Here is a 3,352-nt window from a genome sequence, read left to right on the forward strand (position 1 = left end):
TAGATATTTTCAGATATCTGCCTGCTGGGGTGCTTGAAGGTGTGGAAATTATCGAAACTGATTTGGACAGCGTCAGCAATACGGTTATGTCCAAACCGATTGTTAAGCTAAACCTGAAACTGAAAGAAGCTTACCGGAAAGGAAAATTCGGTTCTATAGGAATGGGGTATGGAACCTCTAATAGATACATGGGAGCGACCGACCTCTATGCTTTTTCTGGCAAAAGACAGATTTCGGCAGTTCTGAGCTCCAATAATATAGACCTCAGCGATAATCCCTTCGCAGACCCTAGTCCAAGATTTTCATCAAATGGAAACAATCGGGTTTCGAGCAGCGCCAAACTTACCTTACGTGATGTATTTTTTAACAGCAGGCTCGAACTTAATGTAGAAGGAAAGGGAAGTCTGCACCATGAAGGGACCAGCTATGAAATGACCAGACTGGAGCAGGAAACTGGCCGCTCTTCCAAGGCAACCAGTGATGCTAGATCGCGGGCATTTTCAATCGAATCCTCCACCCTCAAGGCAGCGTTTAAGCCCAGTCCGCTCAAAGATCTTGTCTTTTTGCAATCTTATGCTGTTGATCACAGCAAAAGTCTTGATAGCCTATACTACGAGGTGATAGATAACAAACTGTTGACGGTTTCTTCCTTGCACAGACAACGCAGTACTTTCAAGAGCATATTGAAGGAGAATCTTGAATACCGGCAGCGCTCCAAAAACAATATGGGCAAAAATCTTTTCTCGGGCCTGGAATATACGGAACGGAACCAGGATGTATCGGAGAGCAGCAGAATCAAACAGTTTAGTACAGCTTCGGAAGGGAATAATCTCAAGGGTACTCGATTGCTTGGTGATAGGTCTATTGTCTGGGTGTCAAGGCTTACCCTACCGCTCGGAGACAACGGTTACCTAGCACCAAACCTGCGTACCTCATTCAGTAGGTTGCTGTATTCGGAAACCCTAAATTCTGATAGCCTTTCCTTTAATAACAGAGATTCTGAAGAACTTAAAAGTATGCTTCTTTATCCCGGGCTAGACTGGCAACGTACCATTAGCACAAAACTTTCTGTTAAGGGCAGCATAAGGGGGATCTTGGGCAAAAGAGGAATTTCTTCGGGATCGGGTAAAAGTGGGCTAAGTACATTAGACATGGAAGCTGAAGGAAAACTCGACTTCAACCCAACGAAAAATGAGACAATCTCTTTACAACTTACAAGAATAGCAAATTTTCCTTCGTCCAGTCAACTAACTTCGATAGAGAATACCTTTGATTTGATATCTCAGTCCAAAGGTAACATAGGACTTGACCCAGAGGTACGCAACCGGGCAGAAGGTTTTTATAGTTATAAATCAAGAAAGGGCACAAATATATCGGTATTGGCTGCCCTTGAATACTTCAGCAAACGCTTCGGCGCTGTTGTCTACAGTCAGGAGCAAGGAATTCAGTACAATTCGATTGCCAATCTTGGTGGCGCTCACTCATTGGAGCTTGTCCTCGCCATTTCGGGGAACGTGTTTGATAAAAGCCCTTACAGTTACAGAAATAGCCTGCTGTTTCAAAAAACACCGACGTACGTGTTGGGGAATCTGAAAAACAATTCCGGTCTCAGCTGGNCAGAAATAGCCTGCTGTTTCAAAAAACACCGACGTACGTGTTGGGGAATCTGAAAAACAATTCCGGTCTCAGCTGGACACAGGCGGTATCGCTAAGCTCCAGGCTCTTTGGAATAATAGGAACCGGATCAAGCATTAATTGCAACCTTTCATCTTATTCCTATTCCGGCTCTTCCTCACGTACTTTGTCTTTTACTTATGCAGATCGGCTCGCCTATTCCATTCCAAATGTTCTTGGGGTGTATGTGTACCCGGTAGCAACCTATACAAAGGGACTCGGACAGGAAGTTAACTGGGCCGTAAACGGGGAGATTAAGCTTTTTGCAAAGGGAGGCAGAGGTTTTGTATGGGCGAGGGCCTATGACATATTCAATTCATTCAGTTACCAAAATAACATGCTTGGTAGCTTCTATACTCAATCCACAACTTTTGAAAATCTCTCCAGATATATCATTTTTGGTGCAACTATACGGTTTGACAATATGAAATAAAGATATTACAGCATATTTCCTGTCCCGATGTAGAACTTACCAAATTTTTGGCGCATATTTAAATCTTAGTTTCATCGAACTAACCATACATCAATTAAATTAATTACCTAGATCCAAAATGAAAAAAATTTATCTATTTCTGATTCTCTTAGTCTCTGGCTACTCAGTTTTTTCGCAAACTATTGCCCTTACCGCGGCCCCCACAGAGGTTGCCAATGGGGGCACAGTTACCGTAACGGTTTCCGGAGAAAATACCCTGCGGTACGTAAACAGTATTGTATATCTTTCCACTTTGACAACAACTTCCTCACCAGGAAGCTCATATGGCAATTTCCTACAGCTTTCGGATTTAAACAAGACCCAAAATTATGACTTTGGGCAAGGCAAAACGACCAAGTTCTCCTTCAAAATGAACAATACCTATGCGGTAAACATTGCCTGTACACTCTATTTCAGATTATTGTTAACCAATCAGAATGAAGTAACAGTATCCGTTGATCTGACTGTGAAGCCAGATGCTCCTGCCAGCTATCCCAACGTTGCAATGTCCCGTGAGTTTACCAAGAACAACTGTGGACCGGGCCAACAGGGAACCAAAGTTACCTATAACGTACCAGCCGGCAAATATACGGCCAGTACCCAACAGGCGGCCGATCAACTGGCAACGAACGATTTAAACAATAACGGGCAGGCCAATGCAAATACAGTTGGCGAATGTAAAACTATATATTACAGCGCAGCAGTTTCTGGAACTTTTTATTCAAATGCCTGCGGAGAATATGGCGGTGCATCGGGAGCGGTAACCTTCACAGTTCCCGCATCTAAATATTCTAGCATAGTCTCTCAACAGGATGCAGATAACCTTGCTGCCGCAGACCTTGGCACTAACGGCCAGATTTACGCCGATAGCAATGGCCCATGTAGTTCCGCTTTCAAAATACAGCTTCAGTCGGCAAATGCTGTCGGAGATAACGCAACTGCAACACTTGTATTTAGAGATGCCGCACCCTCTGGCGCTACATATGAGTTCCAGCTGTATTTACCTGATGGAAGTACGCTCAGTGCTTCTTCTGCCAGAAACCTTTACAGATTTACAATCAGCCAGTCAGGCTCCTACCAGCTTCTTGCGAGAACAATCGCTGCTGGTGTAGAAAGCCCTTGGTTGCCTCTTAACTTCTCTTTTTAAACCATTATTTAGGGTTTCGATGAAATGGAACGGTACGGAATTTATTCGGTACCGTTTTT

3 protein-coding genes are annotated in these 3,352 nt (G+C 43.7%); all 3 read left to right on the forward strand.

Annotated elements, in window-relative coordinates; translation table 11 throughout:
* Nucleotides 1-1,151: 1,151 nt before the first annotated feature.
* Entirely contained in the window at nt 1,152-1,670 is a 519-nt protein-coding gene (locus DRW42_RS29525; protein ID WP_425273528.1) for an outer membrane beta-barrel protein, read from the forward strand.
* Complete coding sequence (locus DRW42_RS28310; RefSeq protein ID WP_147243827.1) at nt 1,655-2,107, forward strand: hypothetical protein; 453 nt, start codon at nt 1,655-1,657, stop codon at nt 2,105-2,107. The genes DRW42_RS29525 and DRW42_RS28310 overlap by 16 nt, the downstream gene beginning before the upstream one ends.
* Nucleotides 2,108-2,225: 118 nt before the next feature.
* A complete protein-coding gene (locus DRW42_RS28315) occupies nt 2,226-3,293 on the forward strand; it encodes a DUF5977 domain-containing protein (RefSeq protein ID WP_113952216.1) in 1,068 nt (355 codons plus the stop codon).
* The last annotated feature ends 59 nt before the right edge of the window (nt 3,294-3,352 follow it).

Origin of the sequence: Pedobacter miscanthi (genome assembly GCF_003315595.1) — a bacterium.
GTDB classification, from domain to species: Bacteria; Bacteroidota; Bacteroidia; order Sphingobacteriales; family Sphingobacteriaceae; genus Pedobacter; species Pedobacter miscanthi.

Bases quoted from the DNA above. Each gene is read 5' to 3' on its own strand.
- DRW42_RS28315 (WP_113952216.1), top strand. From the start codon at position 2,226: ATGAAAAAAATTTATCTATTTCTGATTCTCTTAGTCTCTGGCTACTCA.